The organism is Pantoea sp. XAF26B01_ASV70 (genome assembly GCF_054512635.1).
Genome location: NZ_CM137251.1, coordinates 441,253 through 456,184, shown reverse-complemented (window position 1 = coordinate 456,184; position 14,932 = coordinate 441,253). Strand labels below are relative to the sequence as shown.

28 protein-coding genes are annotated in these 14,932 nt (G+C 50.8%); 1 reads left to right on the top strand and 27 read right to left on the bottom strand.

Going from position 1 to position 14,932, the window contains the following annotated elements; genetic code table 11:
• Positions 1-5 precede the first annotated feature (5 nt).
• The 25 genes from rpsM to rpsJ form a co-directional block, all read right to left on the bottom strand.
• The gene (rpsM, locus tag ACX8ZY_RS02190) at positions 6-362 is read right to left on the bottom strand and encodes a 30S ribosomal protein S13 (RefSeq protein ID WP_003850176.1); all 357 of its coding nucleotides are present in this window, start codon (positions 360-362) and stop codon (positions 6-8) included.
• Positions 363-508: 146 nt separating this feature from the next.
• Positions 509-625 carry a 50S ribosomal protein L36 gene (rpmJ, locus tag ACX8ZY_RS02185; RefSeq protein WP_010252805.1) on the bottom strand — a complete coding sequence of 39 codons (117 nt, stop codon included), beginning with the start codon at positions 623-625 and terminating at the stop codon, positions 509-511.
• A 32-nt stretch (positions 626-657) separates the two neighbouring features.
• Positions 658-1,989: a preprotein translocase subunit SecY gene (secY, locus tag ACX8ZY_RS02180; RefSeq protein ID WP_003850175.1), complete on the bottom strand. Its 1,332-nt coding sequence runs from the start codon at positions 1,987-1,989 to the stop codon at positions 658-660.
• A gap of 7 nt (positions 1,990-1,996) precedes the next feature.
• On the bottom strand, positions 1,997-2,431 hold the full coding sequence (gene rplO / locus ACX8ZY_RS02175; protein WP_003850168.1) for a 50S ribosomal protein L15: 435 nt from the start codon (positions 2,429-2,431) through the stop codon (positions 1,997-1,999).
• 3 nt (positions 2,432-2,434) lie between these two features.
• Positions 2,435-2,614 (bottom strand): 50S ribosomal protein L30, encoded by a 180-nt coding sequence (gene rpmD, locus ACX8ZY_RS02170; RefSeq protein ID WP_003850166.1) that lies wholly within the window; start codon positions 2,612-2,614, stop codon positions 2,435-2,437.
• A 5-nt stretch (positions 2,615-2,619) separates the two neighbouring features.
• Positions 2,620-3,120, bottom strand: a complete 501-nt coding sequence (gene rpsE / locus ACX8ZY_RS02165) for a 30S ribosomal protein S5 (RefSeq protein ID WP_003850164.1) — start codon at positions 3,118-3,120, stop codon at positions 2,620-2,622.
• A 14-nt stretch (positions 3,121-3,134) separates the two neighbouring features.
• Entirely contained in the window at positions 3,135-3,488 is a 354-nt protein-coding gene (gene rplR / locus ACX8ZY_RS02160; protein ID WP_003850163.1) for a 50S ribosomal protein L18, read from the bottom strand.
• Between the two features lie 9 nt (positions 3,489-3,497).
• The gene (rplF, locus tag ACX8ZY_RS02155) at positions 3,498-4,031 is read right to left on the bottom strand and encodes a 50S ribosomal protein L6 (protein ID WP_003850161.1); all 534 of its coding nucleotides are present in this window, start codon (positions 4,029-4,031) and stop codon (positions 3,498-3,500) included.
• 13 nt (positions 4,032-4,044) lie between these two features.
• Positions 4,045-4,437 carry a 30S ribosomal protein S8 gene (gene rpsH / locus ACX8ZY_RS02150; protein ID WP_003850158.1) on the bottom strand — a complete coding sequence of 131 codons (393 nt, stop codon included), beginning with the start codon at positions 4,435-4,437 and terminating at the stop codon, positions 4,045-4,047.
• A gap of 32 nt (positions 4,438-4,469) precedes the next feature.
• Positions 4,470-4,775, bottom strand: a complete 306-nt coding sequence (gene rpsN, locus ACX8ZY_RS02145; protein WP_008927132.1) for a 30S ribosomal protein S14 — start codon at positions 4,773-4,775, stop codon at positions 4,470-4,472.
• A gap of 14 nt (positions 4,776-4,789) precedes the next feature.
• The gene (rplE, locus tag ACX8ZY_RS02140; protein ID WP_003850155.1) at positions 4,790-5,329 is read right to left on the bottom strand and encodes a 50S ribosomal protein L5; all 540 of its coding nucleotides are present in this window, start codon (positions 5,327-5,329) and stop codon (positions 4,790-4,792) included.
• Between the two features lie 14 nt (positions 5,330-5,343).
• Positions 5,344-5,658 carry a 50S ribosomal protein L24 gene (gene rplX / locus ACX8ZY_RS02135; protein ID WP_003850150.1) on the bottom strand — a complete coding sequence of 105 codons (315 nt, stop codon included), beginning with the start codon at positions 5,656-5,658 and terminating at the stop codon, positions 5,344-5,346.
• A gap of 10 nt (positions 5,659-5,668) precedes the next feature.
• Positions 5,669-6,040, bottom strand: a complete 372-nt coding sequence (gene rplN / locus ACX8ZY_RS02130) for a 50S ribosomal protein L14 (RefSeq protein ID WP_006120590.1) — start codon at positions 6,038-6,040, stop codon at positions 5,669-5,671.
• Positions 6,041-6,288: 248 nt separating this feature from the next.
• Positions 6,289-7,641 (bottom strand): 8-oxoguanine deaminase, encoded by a 1,353-nt coding sequence (locus tag ACX8ZY_RS02125; protein ID WP_033772970.1) that lies wholly within the window; start codon positions 7,639-7,641, stop codon positions 6,289-6,291.
• A 358-nt stretch (positions 7,642-7,999) separates the two neighbouring features.
• A complete protein-coding gene (rpsQ, locus tag ACX8ZY_RS02120) occupies positions 8,000-8,254 on the bottom strand; it encodes a 30S ribosomal protein S17 (protein ID WP_003850147.1) in 255 nt (84 codons plus the stop codon).
• A complete protein-coding gene (gene rpmC / locus ACX8ZY_RS02115) occupies positions 8,254-8,445 on the bottom strand; it encodes a 50S ribosomal protein L29 (protein ID WP_003850146.1) in 192 nt (63 codons plus the stop codon). The genes rpsQ and rpmC overlap by 1 nt, the downstream gene beginning before the upstream one ends.
• Positions 8,445-8,855 carry a 50S ribosomal protein L16 gene (rplP, locus tag ACX8ZY_RS02110; protein WP_008927134.1) on the bottom strand — a complete coding sequence of 137 codons (411 nt, stop codon included), beginning with the start codon at positions 8,853-8,855 and terminating at the stop codon, positions 8,445-8,447. The genes rpmC and rplP overlap by 1 nt, the downstream gene beginning before the upstream one ends.
• Positions 8,856-8,867: 12 nt before the next feature.
• Positions 8,868-9,566, bottom strand: coding sequence for a 30S ribosomal protein S3 (gene rpsC, locus ACX8ZY_RS02105; protein ID WP_009087585.1), 699 nt, complete (start codon positions 9,564-9,566; stop codon positions 8,868-8,870).
• 17 nt (positions 9,567-9,583) lie between these two features.
• Positions 9,584-9,916 carry a 50S ribosomal protein L22 gene (rplV, locus tag ACX8ZY_RS02100; protein WP_008927136.1) on the bottom strand — a complete coding sequence of 111 codons (333 nt, stop codon included), beginning with the start codon at positions 9,914-9,916 and terminating at the stop codon, positions 9,584-9,586.
• Between the two features lie 13 nt (positions 9,917-9,929).
• Complete coding sequence (gene rpsS / locus ACX8ZY_RS02095) at positions 9,930-10,208, bottom strand: 30S ribosomal protein S19 (protein WP_001138115.1); 279 nt, start codon at positions 10,206-10,208, stop codon at positions 9,930-9,932.
• Positions 10,209-10,224: 16 nt separating this feature from the next.
• On the bottom strand, positions 10,225-11,046 hold the full coding sequence (gene rplB, locus ACX8ZY_RS02090) for a 50S ribosomal protein L2 (RefSeq protein WP_008927137.1): 822 nt from the start codon (positions 11,044-11,046) through the stop codon (positions 10,225-10,227).
• Between the two features lie 17 nt (positions 11,047-11,063).
• Positions 11,064-11,366, bottom strand: coding sequence for a 50S ribosomal protein L23 (rplW, locus tag ACX8ZY_RS02085; protein ID WP_003850708.1), 303 nt, complete (start codon positions 11,364-11,366; stop codon positions 11,064-11,066).
• Positions 11,363-11,968, bottom strand: coding sequence for a 50S ribosomal protein L4 (gene rplD, locus ACX8ZY_RS02080; RefSeq protein WP_003850711.1), 606 nt, complete (start codon positions 11,966-11,968; stop codon positions 11,363-11,365). The genes rplW and rplD overlap by 4 nt, the downstream gene beginning before the upstream one ends.
• Before the next feature lie 10 nt (positions 11,969-11,978).
• On the bottom strand, positions 11,979-12,608 hold the full coding sequence (gene rplC, locus ACX8ZY_RS02075; RefSeq protein ID WP_003850712.1) for a 50S ribosomal protein L3: 630 nt from the start codon (positions 12,606-12,608) through the stop codon (positions 11,979-11,981).
• 32 nt (positions 12,609-12,640) lie between these two features.
• Positions 12,641-12,952, bottom strand: a complete 312-nt coding sequence (gene rpsJ / locus ACX8ZY_RS02070; protein WP_001181005.1) for a 30S ribosomal protein S10 — start codon at positions 12,950-12,952, stop codon at positions 12,641-12,643.
• A 393-nt stretch (positions 12,953-13,345) separates the two neighbouring features.
• On the opposite strand from rpsJ, the gene ACX8ZY_RS02065 reads away from it, so the two are divergent.
• Entirely contained in the window at positions 13,346-14,119 is a 774-nt protein-coding gene (locus ACX8ZY_RS02065; protein WP_421665194.1) for a prepilin peptidase, read from the top strand.
• On the opposite strand, the gene bfr is transcribed toward ACX8ZY_RS02065, so the two are convergent.
• Both bfr and bfd read right to left on the bottom strand, forming a co-directional pair.
• On the bottom strand, positions 14,106-14,579 hold the full coding sequence (gene bfr / locus ACX8ZY_RS02060; protein WP_010253012.1) for a bacterioferritin: 474 nt from the start codon (positions 14,577-14,579) through the stop codon (positions 14,106-14,108). The two genes, ACX8ZY_RS02065 and bfr, sit on opposite strands and share 14 nt — an antisense overlap.
• A 100-nt stretch (positions 14,580-14,679) precedes the next feature.
• Positions 14,680-14,874 (bottom strand): bacterioferritin-associated ferredoxin, encoded by a 195-nt coding sequence (gene bfd / locus ACX8ZY_RS02055; RefSeq protein WP_010671585.1) that lies wholly within the window; start codon positions 14,872-14,874, stop codon positions 14,680-14,682.
• Positions 14,875-14,932 lie beyond the last annotated feature (58 nt).

Here is a 14,932-nt window from a genome sequence, read left to right as displayed (position 1 = left end):
CCCGATTATTTCTTGATCGGTTTACGCGGACCCTTACGGGTACGTGCGTTGGTCTTAGTACGCTGACCGCGAACCGGAAGACCACGACGATGGCGCAAACCACGGTAGCAACCAAGGTCCATAAGACGCTTGATGCTCAGGGTGATTTCACGGCGCAGATCACCTTCTACAACGAATTTCGCAACTGCATCACGCAGCTGATCAATTTGTTCTTCAGACAGCTCACTGATCTTAACATTTTCAGCAATACCCGTTGAAGCGCAGATGGCTTTAGAACGAGTTTTACCGATACCGAAGATCGAAGTTAATGCGATAACGGTATGTTTTTGATCAGGAATGTTAATGCCTGCTATACGGGCCACTATGCACTCCTATAATTAAACAAGCACGTCCCATGCTGAAAAGCCCGTTTTCAGGATACTCAAATGGAAACGCACTGACATACAAAAGATTGGCTGGCTAATCTAGCCAGCTCAACCCGACTTTGCAAGAAAAATATGTGACAAAATCAGCCTTGGCGCTGTTTATGCTTTGGCTCGGCGCTGCAGATCACACGGACGACACCGTCGCGACGAATGATTTTGCAGTTACGACATAATCTCTTGACGGAAGCACGAACTTTCATTTTTACTCTCCGTAACTTCTCAACCAACTGAATTAACGGCCGTAGCCTTTCAGGTTAGCTTTCTTCAGTGCCGACTCGTACTGACTTGACATCATCAGAGTTTGCACTTGAGCCATAAAGTCCATGATGACGACAACTACGATAAGCAGTGAAGTACCGCCAAAGTAGAAGGGAACCTTCATCGCATCACGCATGAACTCCGGGATAAGGCAGATAAACGTAATGTAGAGAGCGCCGATTAAGGTCAATCGCGTCATTACTTTATCAATATACTTCGCCGTTTGCTCTCCCGGACGAATTCCCGGTACGAATGCACCAGACTTCTTCAGGTTATCTGCTGTTTCACGTGGGTTGAAAACCAACGCCGTATAGAAGAAACAGAAGAAGATGATTGCAGTCGCATAGAGTAGCACATAAAGCGGCTGTCCTGGCTGCAAATACAGCGAAATTGTTGTCAGCCAGTTCCAACCGGTACCGCCCCCAAACCACGATGCAATCGTTGCCGGGAACAGAATAATGCTGGAAGCAAAAATGGCTGGAATGACGCCTGCCATGTTCACTTTCAACGGTAAATGTGTGCTCTGTGCAGCGTAAACGCGACGACCCTGCTGACGTTTTGCGTAGTTCACCACAATGCGGCGTTGACCACGTTCAACAAAGATAACAAAGAAGGTCACTGCGAATACGAGTACTGCAACCAACAGCAACAGAAGGAAGTGCAGGTCGCCTTGCCGCGCTTGCTCGATGGTATGGCCAATGGCCGGCGGGAGACCCGCAACGATACCTGCGAAGATAATGATCGAAATACCGTTACCGATACCACGTTCAGTAATCTGTTCGCCCAGCCACATCAGGAACATCGTTCCTGAGACCAGACTCACAACAGCGGTAAAGTAGAAAGCAAAGCCTGGATTCATTACCAGGCCTTGCATCCCTGGCATATTCGGCAGACCGGTAGCAATACCGATCGACTGAAATATGGCCAATACCAACGTACCGTATCGGGTGTACTGGCTAATCTTACGACGGCCAGCCTCCCCTTCTTTCTTAATTTCCGCTAACGCTGGATGAACCACCGTTAATAACTGGATGATAATCGATGCCGAAATATACGGCATGATGCCCAGTGCGAAGATAGAAGCACGGCTCAGAGCACCACCAGAGAACATGTTAAACATTTCAATGATGGTGCCACGCTGTTGCTCAAGCAGTTTGGCAAGTACAGTGGCATCAATACCAGGGATTGGAATAAAAGAGCCAATACGGAAGACAATGAGTGCGCCGATTACAAACAGCAGTCTGCGTTTCAGCTCACCAAAGCCACCCTTGGCACTTTGAAAATCTAATCCCGGTTGTTTAGCCATCTGCTACTTATTCCTCGATTTTACCGCCAGCAGCTTCGATTGCAGCACGTGCACCTTTGGTGACACGCAGACCGCGAACCGTTACCGGTGTAGAAACTTCACCAGACAGAATTACTTTAACGAATTCAATCTGAACACCGACAATGTTGGCTGCTTTCAGCGCGTTCAGGTCGACGATACCGCCTTCAACTTTCGCCAGATCAGACAGACGAATCTCTGTGGTGATCATTGCTTTGCGAGAGGTGAAACCGAACTTCGGCAGACGACGGTACAGAGGCATCTGACCACCTTCGAAACCGCGACGTACGCCACCGCCAGAACGTGAGTTCTGACCTTTGTGACCACGACCACCGGTTTTTCCGAGGCCAGAACCGATACCACGACCCAGACGCTTGGTAGCGTGCTTAGACCCTTCGGCCGGAGACAGAGTATTTAAACGCATCTCTTACTCCTCCACTTTAACCATATAGGAAACCGCGTTAACCATACCGCGTACTGCAGGCGTGTCTTCACGCTCAACGGTGTGGCCAATACGACGCAGACCCAGGCCAACCAGAGTGGCTTTATGCTTAGGCAAGCGGCCGATTGAACTACGGGTTTGAGTGATTTTAATAGTCTTAGCCATCGTGATTACCCCAGAATTTCTTCAACGGATTTACCACGCTTAGCAGCGACCATTTCCGGAGATTTCATATTGCCCAGGCCGTCGATAGTTGCACGAACCACGTTAATCGGGTTAGTAGAACCATAGGCTTTTGCCAGTACGTTATGAACTCCAGCGACTTCCAGAACGGCGCGCATTGCACCACCGGCAATAATACCGGTACCTTCTGAAGCCGGCTGCATGAACACGCGGGAACCCGTGTGTGCACCTTTAACTGGGTGCTGCAGGGTGCCGTTGGTCAGCGCGACGTTAACCATGTTGCGACGGGCTTTCTCCATCGCTTTCTGGATCGCTGCTGGAACTTCACGCGCTTTACCGTAACCAAAACCTACGCGACCATTACCATCGCCTACCACAGTCAGTGCTGTGAAGGAGAAGATACGACCACCTTTAACAGTTTTAGAAACACGGTTTACCGCGATCAGTTTTTCCTGCAGTTCGCCAGCTTGTTTCTCGATGTGTGCCATCTTAGACCTCTACCTTAGAACTGAAGGCCAGCTTCACGGGCAGCATCTGCCAGTGCCTGGACGCGACCATGATATTGGAAACCGGAACGGTCGAAAGAAACACCAGTGATGCCTTTTTCGATTGCGCGTTCTGCGATAGCTTTACCTACTGCAGCTGCGGCTTCTTTATTACCGGTATACTTCAGTTGTTCAGTGATAGCTTTTTCTACAGTAGAAGCAGCGACCAGAACTTCGGAACCGTTCGGGGCGATTACCTGTGCGTAAATATGACGCGGGGTACGATGTACCACCAGGCGAGTAGCACCCAGCTCTTTGAGCTTGCGACGTGCACGGGTCGCACGACGGATACGAGCAGATTTCTTATCCATAGTGTTACCTTACTTCTTCTTAGCCTCTTTGGTACGCACGACTTCGTCGGCGTAACGGACACCCTTGCCTTTATAAGGCTCAGGACGACGGTAGGCGCGCAAGTCCGCTGCAACCTGACCAATCAGCTGTTTATCAGCGCCTTTCAGCACGATCTCAGTCTGAGTTGGACATTCTGCAGTGATACCCGCGGGCAGCTGGTGATCGACTGGATGAGAAAAGCCCAGAGACAGGTTAACCACGTCGCCTTTAACGGCTGCACGATAACCTACACCAACCAGCTGCAGCTTCTTAGTGAAGCCTTCGGTAACACCGATTACCATTGCGTTCAGCAGCGCGCGAGAAGTACCCGCCTGCGCCCAGCCGTCAACGAAACCTTCGCGCGGAGCGAAAGTCAGAGCGTTGTCAGCATGCTTAACTTCAACAGCATCATTGATAGTACGAGTCAGCTCGCCGTTTTTACCTTTAATCGAAATTACCTGACCGTTGAGTTTTACCTCTACGCCGGCAGGAACAACGACAGGTGCTTTAGCAACACGAGACATATGTATCCTCCGATTACGCTACGTAGCAGATAATTTCGCCACCAAGACCTGCCTGGCGCGCTGCACGATCAGTCATGACACCTTTAGATGTAGAAACTACAGCGATGCCCATACCAGCCATTACCTTTGGCAGCTCATCTTTTTTCTTATAGATGCGCAGACCAGGACGGCTTACTCGCTGAATGCTTTCTACAACAGCTTTGCCCTGGAAATACTTGAGAGTAAGTTCCAGTTCCAGCTTGATGTCGCCTTCGATTTTGAAATCTTCAATATATCCTTCTTCCTTCAGAACGTTGGCAATTGCCAATTTCAGCTTGGAGGAAGGCATGGTGACCGCAACTTTGTTTGCGGCCTGACCGTTACGGATACGGGTCAGCATATCCGCGATCGGATCTTGCATGCTCATCTGTGTTACTCCCGTGATTCAATTGGTGACAATTACCAGCTAGCCTTTTTCAGGCCCGGGATTTCACCGCGCATGGCGGCTTCGCGGACCTTGATACGGCTCAACCCAAACTTCCGCAGGAAACCGTGCGGACGACCTGTTTGACGGCAGCGGTTACGCTGACGCGAAGGGCTGGAATCACGCGGCAGACTCTGCAGCTTCAGAACAGCATCCCAACGATCTTCGTCGGAAGCGTTCACATCAGAGATGATCGCTTTCAGTTCAGCGCGTTTAGCGAAGAATTTGTCTGCTAATTTTGCACGCTTAACTTCGCGTGCTTTCATAGATTGCTTAGCCATTAAGTAACCCTACCTTACTTACGGAACGGGAAGTCAAAGGCAGCCAGCAGAGCACGGCCTTCATCATCAGATTTCGCAGTAGTGGTAATGGTGATATCCAAACCACGAACGCGATCGACTTTGTCGTAGTCGATTTCTGGGAAGATGATCTGCTCACGTACACCCATGCTGTAGTTGCCACGACCATCGAATGACTTAGCGGACAAGCCACGGAAGTCACGGATACGTGGAACAGCAATGGTGACCAGACGCTCAAAGAACTCCCACATGCGCTCGCCACGCAGAGTTACTTTACAGCCGATCGGATAGCCCTGACGGATTTTGAAGCCTGCAACTGATTTGCGTGCTTTGGTGACCAGCGGTTTTTGACCGGAGATTGCTGCCAGGTCTGCTGCTGCGTTATCCAGCAGTTTCTTGTCAGCGATCGCTTCACCAACACCCATGTTCAGGGTGATCTTCTCGACCCGAGGGACTTGCATGACAGAATTGTAGCCAAACTCTGTCATGAGTTTCTGGACTACTTCGTCTTTGTAGTAATCATGCAGTTTCGCCATCGTACTACTCCAAATTACTTGATAGTTTCGCTGTTAGACTTGAAGAAACGGACTTTTTTGCCGTCTTCGAATCTAAAGCCTACACGGTCAGCCTTACCAGTTGCCGCGTTGAACAGTGCAACGTTAGAAACCTGAATAGCAGCTTCTTTTTCAACGATGCCACCTGGTTGGTTCAGAGCCGGAACCGGCTTCTGATGTTTCTTCACCAGGTTGATACCTTCAACGATGACCTTACCAGAAGACAGGACATTCTTAACTTTACCGCGCTTACCTTTATCTTTACCGGTTAACACGATAACTTCGTCGTTACGACGGATTTTAGCTGCCATTGTTCGCTCCTTAGAGTACTTCTGGTGCCAGAGAGATAATTTTCATGAACTTTTCAGTACGAAGTTCACGAGTTACCGGCCCAAAAATACGCGTACCGATAGGCTGCTCACTGTTATTGTTCAGAATAACGCATGCATTACCATCGAAGCGAATGACAGAACCGTCCGGGCGACGAACACCCTTCCTGGTGCGCACCACTACCGCCTTCAGGACATCACCTTTTTTGACTTTACCACGCGGAATTGCTTCCTTGATGGTAACTTTGATGATGTCACCGACGCCTGCGTAGCGACGGTGCGAGCCACCCAGAACCTTGATACACATTACGCGACGTGCACCGGAGTTGTCGGCGACGTTCAGCATAGTCTGTTCTTGGATCATTTTAGTGCTCCGCTAATGTCAACTACTACTTCGGGACCTAAACCTCAGGTCGTTAGAAAGCCCCATAATTGAGGGCGCGGCATTGTAACACCGGTTCTCACAGATGGGTAGAAAAAATAAACGGCTCTCAATCGAGCCGCTGATTTCCCCTGATGACAGGGAGGGCGTATTCTAGGGAATAGTGCGAACAGTAGCAAATGTAATCTGCCTTATTTTTCGTCGCCTCCCAAATAAAGTGCCCTTCTGACTCAACCAGCCAGTTTCCTGGCCAGTTGGTTATGCTGACGCAACACGGCTGGCAGTTCAATTCCGGCCACTTGTCCGTCCCGTACCCGGACTTTTCCGTTAATGATGCTATAGGCAACCTGTCCCGGATTACAGAACACCAGGGCGGCTACAGGATCGTGCCCTGCCCCGGCAAGTCCAATTCGATTCAGGTCAAAAATGGCCAGATCGGCCATCATGCCCGGCGCAATGGTGCCCACATCATCGCGGTTTAGTACCTTTGCTCCACCCAGCGTCGCCAGTTCCAGTGCCTGACGTGCCGTCATCGCATCCGGGCCGAAGCCAACGCGTTGCAGCAGCATCGCCTGACGAACCTCGGCCATCATGTCTGAGCTGTCATTGGAGGCTGAGCCATCCACACCCATACCCACGTGTACGCCGGCATCACACATATGGCGTATCGGCGCAATACCGGAACCGAGACGCATGTTCGAGCAGGGACAGTGCGCGACGCCGGTACCGGTACGTGCAAAGAGTTCTATGCCATGCTGATCCAGTTTGACGCAGTGTGCATGCCAGACATCCGGTCCTACCCAGCCGAGGTCTTCAACATACTGTGCTGGCGTCATATTGAATTTTTCACGGCTATAACGGATATCGCTGTCGTTCTCCGCCAGATGGGTGTGCATTGAGACGTTGAAGCTGCGTGCCATCGCTGCGGATTGCTTCATCAGCTCACGGCTGACTGAAAACGGCGAACATGGCGCAACCACGATGCGTAACATCGAACCGTGGCTGTCATCATGGTAGCGCTCAATCACACGCTGCGTATCTTTAAGAATGGCGGCTTCATCCTCTACCAGTGCATCGGGTGGTAAGCCACCCAGGGACTTACCGACGCTCATGCTGCCCCGGCTCGCATGGAAACGCATGCCCATTAAGGCTGCAGCCTCAATACTGTCGTCAAGCTTACAGCCATTCGGGTAGACGTAGAGATGGTCACTGGTAGTGGTGCAGCCGGAGAGCATTAACTCGGCCATGGAGATCTGTGTTGAGATATGAATCATCTCAGGCGTCAGATTCTGCCACAGTGGATAGAGGTGGGTCAGCCAGTTAAAGAGCTCGCCGTTTTGCACTGCAGGAATAGCGCGGGTCAGGCTCTGATACATGTGGTGATGCGTATTGATCAGGCCAGGGATGACAATATGTCCTCGCAGATCGATGATCTCATCCGCGCTATCAGGTAACGAGCGTGCTTCCCCGACTGCAAGGATCTTATTTCCTTTTATCAGAATAGAGGCGTTACCTATTTCCCTACGGTCAGCATCCATGCAGACCACACATTCAGCATTCTTCAGTAACAGAGTTCGTTCCATGCTATTGCCTGTGGGTAGTGGTTGTGTGTTACCCGATAATAGCGGCAAGCTTTTGGCAGAGCTAATCGCAGGTAACGCAGCTAACAGTGGCAATTTTAACAGTGACCGGCGTAAGCGGTCATGACTCTCCATTTTCACGGCACATTTCCTTGTACAGTTATGATAACCCCGGCGTTTATAGCCTGGCGTTTTCAGGCCACCTCGCCTGAAGAGAGGCAGCTTAATCCCTGCAAGCCCCTGAATTTGTGAGCGCCATCAAATCCGTATTGCTGCGGGCACAAATGGATCAAGCCCGAATCGCAGGCAAAAAAAAACCCCCTGCCGAAGCAGAGGGTTTCCTCAGAAAAAACGATTCTTATTACAGAACAGCTTTCTCGATTACGCGAACCAGGGTCCAGGATTTAGTCTTGGACAGTGGACGGCATTCGCGGATTTCTACCACGTCACCAATTCCACATTCATTGTTCTCGTCATGGATGTGCAGCTTGGTCGTACGTTTAATGAATTTGCCGTAGATCGGGTGTTTCACGAAACGTTCGATAGCAACAACTGCAGATTTCTGCATTTTGTCACTTACTACACGACCCTGCAGAGTACGGATTTTATCGGTCATTACGAACCCGCCTTCTCAGTCAGTAAAGTCTTAACGCGTGCAACATCACGGCGAACCTGTTTCAGCAGATGAGTCTGCTGCAGTTGGCCAGATGCTGCCTGCATGCGCAGGTTAAATTGCTCACGCAGCAGATTAAGCAGCTCAGTGTTCAGCTCTTCAACGCTTTTTTCACGCAGCTCAGTTGCTTTCATTACATCACCGTCTTAGTTACAAAGGTGGTTTTGATAGGCAGTTTTGCTGCTGCCAGCTTGAATGCTTCACGGGCCAGCTCTTCTGGTACGCCGTCCATTTCATACAGGACTTTACCAGGCTGGATCAGGGCAACCCAATACTCTACGTTACCCTTACCTTTACCCATACGCACTTCCAGCGGCTTCTCGGTGATCGGTTTGTCCGGGAATACTCGGATCCAGATCTTACCTTGACGCTTAACTGCACGGGTCATAGCACGACGTGCTGCTTCGATCTGACGAGCAGTCAGACGACCACGGCCAACAGCTTTCAGACCGAAAGTACCGAAGCTGACATCCGTACCCGCAGCCAGACCGCGGTTACGGCCTTTGTGCACTTTACGGAATTTCGTACGCTTTGGTTGTAACATCAGCGACTCTCCTTACTTACGGCCTTTACGCTGCTGCTTTTTAGGTTGAGCAGCCGGTTCCGGTTGTTCAACAGCAGCCATACCACCCAGGATCTCACCTTTGAAGATCCATACCTTAACGCCGATTACACCATAAGTGGTGTGCGCTTCAGAGGTGTTGTAGTCAATGTCAGCACGCAGTGTGTGCAATGGCACGCGACCTTCACGATACCATTCGGTACGTGCGATCTCGGCGCCACCCAGACGGCCGCTAACTTCGACTTTAATACCCTTCGCGCCAAGACGCATGGCGTTCTGAACTGCACGCTTCATAGCACGACGGAACATCACACGACGCTCCAGCTGTGAAGTGATGCTGTCAGCTACCAGTTTCGCGTCCAGTTCCGGCTTGCGGACTTCGGCGATATTAATCTGTGCAGGAACGCCAGCGATATTCGCGACGACCGTGCGCAGTTTTTCTACATCTTCGCCTTTCTTACCGATAACGATGCCCGGACGAGCGGTGTGAATAGTCACACGGATGCTCTTCGCTGGACGCTCGATAACGATACGAGAGACAGATGCTTTAGCCAGTTCTTTAGTCAAAAACTGACGTACTTTAAAATCGCTGTCCAGGTTGTCAGCGAATTCTTTGGTGTTCGCAAACCAGGTAGAGTTCCATGGTTTTACAATACCCAGGCGAATACCATTAGGATGTACTTTCTGACCCATTGCTAGTCTCCAGAGTCTCAGCGATCGGACACAACCACAGTAATGTGGCTGGTGCGCTTCAGGATGCGATCTGCACGACCTTTGGCACGCGGCATAATGCGTTTCATGGTCGGACCTTCATCAACGAAAATTTTCGTGATTTTCAGATCGTCGATATCAGCGCCATCGTTGTGTTCGGCGTTAGCAATGGCAGATTCCAGAACTTTTTTGACCAGTACAGCCGCTTTCTTATTGGTGTAGGTCAAAATGTCCAGTGCCTGCGACACTTTCTTACCGCGAATCAGGTCAGCAACAAGGCGAACCTTCTGAGCAGAAGAACGAGCGTGGCGATGTTGAGCTAAAGTTTCCATCTCTTCCTCCTACTTATTTCTTCTTGGCTTTTTTATCAGCCGCGTGACCGCGATAAGTACGTGTCGGCGCGAATTCACCCAGTTTGTGACCAACCATTTCGTCGGAAACAAAGACAGGAACGTGCTGACGACCATTATGGACAGCGATGGTCAAACCGATCATGTTAGGAAAGATCGTTGAACGACGGGACCAAGTGCGCAAAGGCTTCTTGTCACCGCTTTCCACCGCTTTCTCTACCTTCTTCAGCAAGTGCAGGTCAATAAAAGGACCTTTCTTGAGAGAACGTGGCATGGCTTATCCTCTAATATTATTTGCTACGGCGACGTACGATAAACTTATCGGTACGCTTGTTGCTACGGGTCTTCTTACCTTTGGTCTGAACGCCCCACGGAGTTACCGGGTGCTTACCAAAGTTACGACCTTCACCACCACCGTGCGGGTGATCAACTGGGTTCATCGCGGTACCACGAACGGTAGGACGAACACCACGCCAACGGGCTGCACCAGCTTTACCCAGAACGCGCAGCATATGCTCAGCGTTGCCGACTTCGCCCAGTGTTGCGCGGCAGTCAGACTCGACTTTACGCATTTCACCTGAACGCAGACGCAGGGTAACGTAAGAACCTTCACGCGCAACGATCTGCACGTAAGCACCGGCTGAGCGAGCAATCTGACCGCCTTTGCCTGGTTTCATTTCTACGTTATGCACGGTTGAACCCACCGGGATGTTACGCATCGGCAGAGTGTTACCTGCTTTAATCGCAGCATCAACGCCAGATTGGATCTGGTCGCCGGCTTTCAGGCCTTTAGGGGCCAGGATGTAACGGCGCTCGCCGTCTTTGTACAGAACCAGTGCGATGTTCGCAGAGCGGTTCGGATCGTACTCAAGACGTTCAACAACTGCCGGGATACCGTCTTTGTTGCGTTTGAAGTCAACAATACGATAAGCCTGCTTGTGACCACCACCGATATGACGGGTAGTGATACGACCATTGTTGTTACGGCCACCGGATTTGCTGTTTTTTTCTACCAGCGGGGCAAATGGTTTGCCCTTGTGCAGCTCCGCGTTTACCACTTTAACTACATGGCGACGACCCGGAGATGTCGGTTTACATTTAACAACTGCCATTGTCTTTCTCCTCCGACTTACTCAGCGCCGCCAGCGAAGTCCAGATTCTGGCCTTCTTTCAGGGTGACGTAAGCTTTTTTCCAGTCGCTACGACGACCGATACGCTGTCCTTGACGCTTAACTTTGCCCTTAACTACCAGGGTGTTTACGTCTTTAACTTCTACTTCGAACAGTTTCTCAACAGCAGCAACGATCTCTGCTTTGGTCGCGTCATTAGCAACTTTGAGAACGATGGTATTGGTTTTTTCCATCGCGCTAGATGCTTTTTCAGATACGTGCGGCGCGCGCAGTACTTTCAGCAGACGTTCTTCACGGATCATGCCAGCATCTCCTCAACTTGCTTAACTGCATCAGCAGTCATAACGACTTTGTCGAAGGCGATCAGGCTAACTGGGTCGATACCGGATGCATCACGTACGTCAACCTTGTACAGGTTGCGCGCAGCCAGGAACAGATTCTCATCCAGTTCACCGGTGATGATCAGCACGTCTTCCAGAGCCATGTCTTTCAGTTTCTGTACCAGCAGCTTGGTTTTCGGTGCTTCTACAGCAAATGATTCGACAACGATCAGACGATCTTGACGTACCAGTTCGGACAGGATGCTTTTCAGCGCGCCGCGGTACATCTTTTTGTTAACTTTTTGACTGTGGTCCTGCGGCTTCGCAGCAAAGGTCACACCACCTGAACGCCAGATTGGGCTCTTTACAGAACCTGCACGCGCACGGCCGGTGCCTTTTTGACGCCATGGCTTTTTGCCTGAACCGGTTACTTCGGCGCGAGTTTTCTGCGCGCGAGTACCCTGGCGGGCGCCAGATGCGTAAGCAACAACAACCTGGTGAACCAGCGCTTCGTTGAAATCACGACCGAAGGTAGTTTCGGAAACAGTCAGCGCGCTCTGCGCGTCTTTCAATACTAATTCCATTGCTATCCCCTTACGCCTTCACAGCTGGTTTAACGATCAGGTCGCTACCGGTAGCACCGGGAACTGCACCTTTAACCAGCAGCAGGTTGCGCTCAGCGTCAACACGTACTACGTCCAGACTCTGAACGGTTACGCGCTCATTACCCAGCTGACCTGCCATTTTCTTGCCTTTGAACACTTTGCCCGGAGTCTGGTTCTGACCGATAGAACCCGGAACGCGGTGAGACAAGGAGTTACCGTGAGTAGCGTCCTGGGTACGGAAGTTCCAGCGCTTAACGGTACCGGCGAAACCTTTACCTTTAGAGGTACCGGTTACGTCAACTTTCTTAACTTCAGCGAAAATCTCAACGCTGATGCTCTGACCTACAGAGTATTCTTCACCTTCAGCGGTGCGGAATTCCCACAGGCCACGGCCAGCTTCAACGCCAGCTTTAGCAAAATGACCAGCTTCAGGTTTGGTCACACGGTTTGCTTTTTTAGCACCGGTGGTAACCTGAATTGCCTGGTAACCATCGTTTTCCAGGCCTTTGACCTGAGTAACGCGGTTCGCTTCAACTTCGATTACGGTGACGGGGATAGAAACGCCATCTTCAGTGAAGATGCGGGTCATGCCCACTTTTTTACCGACTAAACCAATCATTGTTTCAACCTCTCAATCGCTCGATGACCTGATTAACCCAGGCTGATCTGCACGTCAACACCGGCAGCCAGATCCAGACGCATCAGAGCATCAACGGTTTTTTCAGTTGGCTCAACGATGTCTACCAGACGCTTGTGAGTGCGGATTTCGTACTGATCACGCGCATCTTTGTTAACGTGCGGAGAGATCAGAACAGTAAAACGCTCTTTGCGGGTTGGCAGCGGGATTGGACCACGAACCTGCGCACCAGTGCGCTTGGCGGTCTCAACGATTTCCGCGGTTGATTGATCGATCAGACGATGATCAAACGCTTTAAGACGGATACGGATTCTTTGGTTCTGCATGAGACCAGAGCTCCAAACTTTTTATAGACGAAAAAAATTACTACTCGAGCCCATTACGATTGATGGGAGAGTGTAATCGTTCAGCATATAACTCCACAATTGGGAGTATTGTCAGGCGGCCTAAATTTCAGCCGTCTGCGATTCTGCTCGAATCGCGCCTGCAATATCTGCAGGCCCGCGCATTATACGTAAATCTGTTCAGGAAGCAACCCGTGTTGAGGTTTTACCCATTAAATTGTGGCCGGTTCGTGAAGCGTGCGTCGCATTGCACTGCCGTATCGCTGATAAATCAGTTATTCAGTTGTGAGTCTGTTTCCGCCCTTCTTCATTCATAGGTGACACAGAACCCGTTGCCCACGAGAGTGCATCTAACCTTTCGTCCGGAGCATAATCATGTCGCCCACTCTGATAACTCACATTGCTGCACTCGCAGGCGGAGGTGCATTGGGAAGCTTTCTTTCGCTGACCAGCCAGCGCTTCACCCCCGCCCTCTCACCCGCTCAATGGTTTGCCCTGCTCTGCTTTCCGGGTTCGCACTGTAATCATTGCCAGCAGCGCCTGCTGTGGCGAGATGCGCTGCCGTTAGTCAGCTGGCCTGGCTTAAAAGGACGGTGTCGCTTCTGTCATCGCGCGTTCGGCGCAGAAAGCGTTGTCATTGAATGGCTGTTCGCCCTTCTGTGCCTGCTGGTGCTGCAGAGTTTTGACCACTCTGCGGAGGCTATTTTTATTATTACGGCCTCCGGCCTCTTGCTGCTCGTGGCTGCCATCGATCGTCGCCACTTCTGTATACCTGACCCGCTCAATTATCTGCTGCTCTGGTCCGGATTATTCCATGCCACGCTGTCCGGAACCGAAACAACGGCGATATGGGGTGCTGTGGCGGGCTACTGTGCGTTGTGGCTGCTCGCCTGGAGCTATCGGCAGATGCGGGGGTACGAGGGATTAGGTTATGGCGATATCAAGCTCCTCGCAGCGTTAGGTGCCTGCTGTGGCTGGCAGGCATTACCCTGGATTGCGCTGGGTGCCACCGTTATGGCGCTGACGTCGATCGTGATGCTGCAACTGCGGGGTTTTATTCAGGGGGACAGCCCGCTGCCGTTTGGCCCTTTCCTGGCCATTGCGGGCTGGGTAACGATAGTGCTGCAGACCCGATTCACTCTTGTTTGATTTGAGCCTGCAGATAGTTCTGGATGCCCATCTTCTGGATTAACTCAAGTTCCGTCTCAATCCAGTCGATGTGATGTTCCTCATCAGCCAGGATTTCAATCATCATGTCACGGCTGACATAGTCATGCACTTTGTCAGCATAGGAGATAGCTTCACGTAGGTCTTTCGCGCCCTCCAGCTCCAGATTCAGGTCTGAACTCAGCATCTCTTCAACATCTTCACCGATACGGAGCCGTCCCAGATCCTGAAGATTTGGGATCCCTTCAAGGAAAAGAATACGCTCAATATATTTATCGGCATGTTTCATCTCATCGATTGATTCATGGTATTCCACATCATTGAGGCGCGTCAGACCCCAGTTTTTGAACATGCGCGCATGAAGAAAGTACTGATTGATAGCAACCAGTTCATTTCCAAGCAGTTTGTTGAGATGACTGATAACTTTGATATCGCCCTTCATTGTTAACCCTCCGCGTCTGGTTTATTAGAGCGTAGATGCGGTTAAAAAGAAGTCAAAAAAACGCGACAGATATTGTGGGTATTCACGCACCGATCGTCGGTCAGGCTATCTCTTTGTAGAGTGGTGCATGCTGCATCTCTTCATCCATAATTTCACGCGCAGCACGAATGCATTTGCCGCATTGCTTGCCGACCGGCACAAGCTGGCGCAGTTGCTGAATAGATTTTGGCTGATAGCGACGCACGACTTCACGAAGGGTTTTATCACTGATGGCATTACACAGGCAGACGTACATTGATTCATCACTCGGGTACATTTTCTGTACACAGTGTAAATGCGAATCGTTTTTATTT